We start from the raw sequence: 6,205 nt of genomic DNA, 5'->3' as shown, positions 1-6,205 counted from the left end.
TTTTCAAATCACCGCGCGTGCCTCCGAGATTGATCCTCGCGTGAAAGCCTACCCAGAAATCAACTTTCTGATCGAGGACGCCAAAGGAAAACCCGCCGATCAACAGCAGGCGATGTTCAATCCCAACGTCAACTCTCGCGGCCAATTGGTGATCTGGTTGATGGGCCACAACTCCCAATTGTTCGAAAAGCTGGGCGACTACGGCCTGCATGCCATTCGCGTTCACTACGCCAATAAATGGTTCAGCATCTGTTGCCAAGAAAAACCGGTTCCTCCGACCTGCCGCGGGAACATGCGTTTGGAAGCCGCTACCGGCGAAGATTACACCGACGAAGTGGACCTGGCCAAACCCGACGGGATGGCCGAACGAGCGTTTCAGTTTGTCCGCTGGCTGGCGGAACGAAAATCCCCCGGAAACTGGGAACAATTCCTCAACAAAGATCGCACCGACCTGAACTGGGACAAAGTCATCGTGGCCGGCAGCTCGCACGGTTCGACCACTGCCTCCCGATTTGCCAAGCACCAACGCGTTGCTCGCGTCGTTGCCTTGTGTGGACCACGCGATCAGTACCAAAACTGGCAAGCCCTCCCATCTGCGACCCCGCCGAATCGCTACTTCGCGTTCTCTCACGTGCTGGACGGCGGTTGGGTCGACGACCACTACTGTCGCAGTTGGGAAATGCTGGGACTGAACGCCTTCGGACCGATTGTCAACGTTGACGAACAAGCCCCTCCTTACGGACACACTCGACGCCTGATCACTGACTTTGATGTCAATGGGGACGCCAAGCGGGCCCACAGCAGCGTGCAACCAGGACGCTCAGCCGCGAAGGATCCAAAAACTGGCGAGTACAAACACGAAGCGGTCTGGCGATACCTCTTCACCCATCCGGTGGACCAAGTCGGCACGCCCGTTGCCCGCGACCCAGATTGCACTCACGACCAAAAACAGTGATCTCTGTTTGAAAGTGCACTTTTGGGAGTTGCCCCTCAGACGAAACGGAGGGTTCGGCAGCGTTGCTGCTGAACCCTCTTCTCATTTGATTGCACGCCCGAGCCACGTATCGATCACTGCCCGGACACCCGACGTTCCGACAAAAGTCGCGTGTAGAGTTCGATGTGACGCTGGACCATCGCGTCGAGCGAAAATTCCGTGGCAATCCGTTGCCGGGCTTGCTCAGCAACTCGCTTGCATTCCTCGGGTTCGTTCAGGACAGCCAAACTCCGGCGGACCAATGCCGCTTCGTCGCCCAACGGAAACAACCAACCGGTTTCCCCTTCGATGACCAAGTCTCGATTGCCGGGAATGTCCGAAGCGATCACGGGCACGCCCGCCAACATCGCTTCGATCACCGCATTGCTCTGCCCTTCGTATTCGCTCGCGATCCAGAATTGATCCGCGTGAGGCAGCAGTTCCGCAACATCATTCCGCTGCCCAGCGAACCGAACGTGCAATGGAGCCGAGACCGCGTCTCGGTGGCGCACCAATTCATCTCGCTGCGGTCCATCTCCGATGATCACCAAAGTCGTGTTGCCGTCGGTGGTGGCCATCAATTCGCCGGCCCAGATCAAATCTCGAACTCGCTTCTGAGGCCACAATCGCCCCACCGCCAAAATAATTCGGCGTTCCGACGGCACGTCCAAACGACTCATCACCTCTTCGCGATCGATTTCAGCGACGCTCGTTGTGTTCGCTGACTCGACTCCGTTGGGAATGACCACGAACTGCGCCGGATCCAATCCATTGGCCACGTAAAATTCTTTCACACCTGAACTGTTCGTCGTGATCGCTTGCGAGACCTTCTGCAATCGTCGATCAATCCAAAAGTGTGCCGCCGTCTTCCACGGGTCCACGCATCGTTCGCTGGCAAGGATGACCGGAACGCCCGCCCACTTCGCCGCCACACGTCCAAAGCAATTCGCAGCGAACAACCAGGTGTGCACGATATCGGGTGCGAAATCGATGAGCTGTTTTTTCAAACGAAACAACGCGGATGGATCCAGCTTGAAACGCTTGCCGATCAAGACAATTGGAACACCAGCGTCCCGCAACGCTTCACTTCGTGGCCCATCCCGTGTCAGCAAGAACACACGAACATCGTGCCCGGCGTCATGCAGCCCTTTGGCAAGCAAGACCACCTGTTTTTCCGCGCCACCACGGTCCATGGTGGGAATGACCAAGGCGATCTTCATGAGGTTTTCGGGTTGGGCATGTTCGGATTGGAAGGGGGGCGCAGAACGGATTGCCAGAACGTCCATTCCTGTTCCATCGGATGACGACGTGCAAGATCTCGAGCCAGCTCAAAGGCATGTTGCTTGGCCATCTCGAGATCGCCCCACACGGAACGAAACGCTTTCCGCAGCGTACTCGGCTTGGCCGGGTCATACCAAGCCAACGAATCCAAAATGGACGCGTCAAAATGCGTTTGCAAATATTCTCTCGCCGCCGGACGATCGGCCACGATCATGGGAAGCCCCGCCGCCAAAGTCTCAGGGAACGTGAACCGCAACTGCGAATCCTCATTCAGAACCACTGCATCGACTGAATGCCAAATTTCCGTCATGTCCGAAAACGAACCCGGAATGGCAACGACGCTGCGAACACCCTCGGCTTTGAGTTCCGTGTGCACCCAGTCTCGCAACTTCCCGTCACCGAGCAACCAAATTCTCAACTCTTGATCCCGAGCCGCTAAGAACCGTGCACTTTGGACCATCGCTCCCACGCCACTGTCCGAAGACGCCGGTCCCATCATCGGTCCACACCACAGCAGCACGCGAGAATCACTGTCAGTGGTCAGATCAAGATTGATCCCCCGCAGACTCCTTCTCGCGGCCATTCGTTGTTCATTCGTCACCATGACGGGACGGCGAAACCCAACTGGCCGCCGGCAGACTCTCTCGGCCGGAACACCATGTGAAACCAAGTAGCGATCCGTCTTCGCATGGTCCGTGACCACCGCGTCCAGCCCACTGCAAGATTGCAGAACGCGGCGTCCACTTCTCGAATGTTGACACCATGTTTCGTCGGAGTCGTCGCCCCAACCACCACTCATTGCAACGCCCACGGTGACACCGCCGTCACCTGCATCCGTTGCTCCCGATTGAATGGCAGTGGTCACGGCCCGGCATTCTTCTCGAAGTTGATCGCAAACGATTGCGTCCAGCCTCGGCGTTCGCTCGGCCAACCAATGCCCCAAATGTCGGACGTAGCGCTGCGTCGACCAATCACCGCGAGGGGCCGCCGCGACGCGGTGGACCTTCACGTCACCCAATGTGATTTCGGTTGGCCAAGTGTTTCCATGCCGGGGCGTCACAACTTCCACCTGCATGCCCCAGTTCGCCAATCGCTGAGTCAATTCGAAAGTTGCCGCAGCGGTTTCATGTCGCCCGGCGCAATGCGGCCAGAAATGCCGAGCAACGAACATCACGCGGGACGCACTCACTGACGCGCCGTCGCTTCAATCTCGTCCGGTTCCAACACACCGATGAACGGCAGGTTCCGATACATGTCGAGGTAATCCAGACCGTATCCCACCACGAATTCATCCGGGATTTCGAACGCCACGAAATCAGGCTTGGGACCGATTTGCTCCGGCCGCAACTTCCGCAGCAGGACCGCCGTGGAAACACTCGACGCCCCCATGTCCGCGATCGCTTCGCTGAGCTTCGTCAACGTGGCACCGGTGTCGTAGATATCGTCCACCAACAACACATCTCGGTTCTGAACGTCAATCAGCATCTTGGAATCGATTTCCAATTTGCCCGCCTGCGTTCCTCCCCGATAACTCGACGCATGAATCACGCCGACTCGCTGAGGCATCGACAAACGGCGAATCAAATCCGCGAACAAAACCAATGAACCAGTCATCACCGCAACCACCGTGATCGGTCGGTCGCCGTAATGGGCATCGATTTCCTTGGCCAACTTCGAAACGCCATCGTCGAGCTGGGATTCGTTAATCAGCGTTCGCATGGCGGATCAAAGAAAGAGGTTCAAAGAAAAAAAAGGATAAGCAATGCGACGAACCTGGCACCATCCGGACGGCCGCGACCTGCGTTAAACGAGTCCGATTAGGCAAACCAGCGAAACGGGAGCGGATCTCCCGGTCGAGTCACCCCTGATGCGGGAATGCAACCGACCGATGTCCGACCGCCAGTGGTCCGATTGAAAGGGCTGGGCTGTCTTCGTCGGCCCCATTTTGCCCTATCAATCGTGGATCGAATAGACGCATGACGCCTTCACAAAAATTGGCACGGGCTCGTCACTGCTTTCAGGCTTGGCTGAACACCCAACCCAGAGAAGATTCGCCGGAAACCATCTCCATTCGCCCAGACGAATCCAAGACGCCCTGGAGCGAATCGGTGTTCATCTGCGACGGTTTCTACCGAGGACGCCGTTTCCGAACCGACAGCGTTTCAGCCATCTGGTTCACTGAAGAGGACGAATTAAAAATCCACGACGCAGACGGTGCCTGCGTGGCGACGCTGTCAGCGGCTGAGATGCAGGCACAATTCGCTGCCGTTCAATCTCAAACTGATTCCACGCAAACCGAGCCTCTGCGACGAGCGGCGTAACCTCCACGGCTACGACTCGAGAAACTCCAAGCGTTTCTCAAGAGCTTCCAGCTTGGCAGTGACCGTGTCGAGTCGATCTTGGATCTTGTCGATTCGGTTGTCGTGAGGCGACTTTTCTGAGGTAGATTCAGCAGGTTCCGACCTGGATGATGCCGCCGTCGGAGCATCCTGTTTCTTGATCTTCTCGACCAAGTACAAGCGTTCTTGAGGCGTGTACAAACGATGGGCAAACGTCTGCCCGCGTCCTGGTGGTGTCAGTGATTCGACCAATCCTTTCTCAATCAACGCATCCAGTTCGGACTTCAGCGACCCCAGATCAGGAAATTTGTGCATTCGCGAAGCTCGTGTGCGAAGTTCCCCTGCCGTCTGCGGACCACGCAACAGCAACTCCGTCATGATCGCGGCGCCGGGACTGTCCACCTCCAACCATTCATAGGCTGCATGCCGATACTTCGTCACCCGGCCGCTGCCTTGCACTTCACGAGCCGCACCGGCCGCTCGCAACTCATCCAGAGCGGACAGGGCGTCCGATTCGTCCACCTGCATCTGAGGCGAACGATTTGACTTTTGATTGCAACCTGTGATCAAACCGGCCAAGGACAACGGGTAGCCGTCAGGTGTCGTTTTGGCCTTTTCAACCAACACCCCCAGGCACCGCCTCGCGGTCGCCGACAATGGCTGAGGCTGGCTGGTTTCATTTTCAGCGTCGTCTACTTCGTTCATGCAATTTCCTTCTGGATGCAAACCGCTTGGCGTCAATCACGATCGCACCGGCGACAAGAAACGAGGAAACTCTGGCGAGCCTCCATACATTCCATTGAATATCCGATCGAGCGACACATCCTAGCTTTTTCCAGACTTCTTGGCAGCAACCACGGATTTCCGCGAGCCGCTCTCTCGACGCGGGGCTCCAGACCGTATCATCATGCGTTGGGCTGCTCACGAGGATGCAGCCACATCGTTTTCGACTTGTTTCGGTGGAGCGGCTGTCGGTGGACACATATCTCATCATCCTGATTGTTCTCATTGCCTTGCTGGGCATCGCGATCTTGTTAGCCGTCTTTTCCCCACGGCTGTTCGTTCGCGGCCTGTTTCGCCCCGTTCTGGCAACGCTTTATCGAAAACGCGTCGTCGGATTGGATAAATTCCCAGCCGAAGGTGGCTGTCTGCTGGTCAGCAATCACATGTCATGGATCGATGGAATTTTGATCCTGTGGGCCCTGCCGCGAAACGTCCGCTTCGTGGTCGACGGCACCAACTTCACATCCAAAATTGGCGATTATCTCGGTCGAGCCTTCGACACAATTTTCATGATGGGCGGCCCCAAGTCGATTGGACGAGCCATTCGAGACGCACGGGAAGGCCTGAACAACGGCGATGTGATCGGCATCTTTCCCGAAGGCACGATCACGCGAACGGGGCAACTGCAAGCCTTCCGTCCCGGCATGAGCAAAATGCTGAAGAACACGAACGCGAAAATTGTTCCGATTCACTTGGAAGGCATGTGGGGAAGCATCTTCAGCTTTTCCGGCGGCAAGTACTTCTGGAAATGGCCAGACAGACTGCGACGAACGATCACCGTTTATGTCGGCGATCCGTTGCCTGCCGACACCCCGATTTCAACGGTCCG

The 6,205-nt window shown here is 56.8% G+C and carries 7 protein-coding genes; 3 read left to right on the top strand and 4 right to left on the bottom strand.

The genetic code is table 11. The annotated features are described in order from the left end of the window. Nucleotides 1–955: alpha/beta fold hydrolase (locus ACF8AM_RS19210; protein WP_392557202.1), on the top strand; the 955-nt coding region annotated here is incomplete at its 5' end. A gap of 113 nt (nucleotides 956–1,068) precedes the next feature. Here ACF8AM_RS19210 and ACF8AM_RS19205 read toward each other — a convergent pair. The 3 genes from ACF8AM_RS19205 to hpt are packed head-to-tail and all read right to left on the bottom strand — an operon-like array spanning nucleotide 1,069 to nucleotide 3,973. After that, entirely contained in the window at nucleotides 1,069–2,193 is a 1,125-nt protein-coding gene (locus tag ACF8AM_RS19205) for a glycosyltransferase family 4 protein (protein WP_392557201.1), read from the bottom strand. Beyond that, nucleotides 2,190–3,443 carry a glycosyltransferase gene (locus ACF8AM_RS19200; protein WP_392557200.1) on the bottom strand — a complete coding sequence of 418 codons (1,254 nt, stop codon included), beginning with the start codon at nucleotides 3,441–3,443 and terminating at the stop codon, nucleotides 2,190–2,192. Before ACF8AM_RS19200 ends, ACF8AM_RS19205 begins: the two co-directional genes overlap by 4 nt. After that, on the bottom strand, nucleotides 3,440–3,973 hold the full coding sequence (gene hpt, locus ACF8AM_RS19195; RefSeq protein WP_392557199.1) for a hypoxanthine phosphoribosyltransferase: 534 nt from the start codon (nucleotides 3,971–3,973) through the stop codon (nucleotides 3,440–3,442). Before hpt ends, ACF8AM_RS19200 begins: the two co-directional genes overlap by 4 nt. Before the next feature lie 257 nt (nucleotides 3,974–4,230). Here hpt and ACF8AM_RS19190 point away from each other — a divergent pair, with 257 nt between their 5' ends. Then, nucleotides 4,231–4,575 carry a hypothetical protein gene (locus ACF8AM_RS19190; protein WP_392557198.1) on the top strand — a complete coding sequence of 115 codons (345 nt, stop codon included), beginning with the start codon at nucleotides 4,231–4,233 and terminating at the stop codon, nucleotides 4,573–4,575. Between the two features lie 9 nt (nucleotides 4,576–4,584). On the opposite strand, the gene ACF8AM_RS19185 is transcribed toward ACF8AM_RS19190, so the two are convergent. Then, on the bottom strand, nucleotides 4,585–5,298 hold the full coding sequence (locus tag ACF8AM_RS19185) for a YceH family protein (protein ID WP_392557197.1): 714 nt from the start codon (nucleotides 5,296–5,298) through the stop codon (nucleotides 4,585–4,587). Between the two features lie 269 nt (nucleotides 5,299–5,567). Between ACF8AM_RS19185 and ACF8AM_RS19180 the strand changes: the two genes are divergently transcribed. Continuing rightward, nucleotides 5,568–6,205 (top strand): 1-acyl-sn-glycerol-3-phosphate acyltransferase (locus tag ACF8AM_RS19180; protein ID WP_392557196.1); only part of this gene is annotated, 638 nt, incomplete at its 3' end.

The organism is Rhodopirellula sp. JB055, assembly GCF_043100905.1.
Classification (GTDB): domain Bacteria; phylum Planctomycetota; class Planctomycetia; order Pirellulales; family Pirellulaceae; genus Rhodopirellula.
The sequence above is the reverse complement of the archived record's forward strand: the minus strand, read 5'-3'. Positions and strand labels throughout refer to the sequence as shown.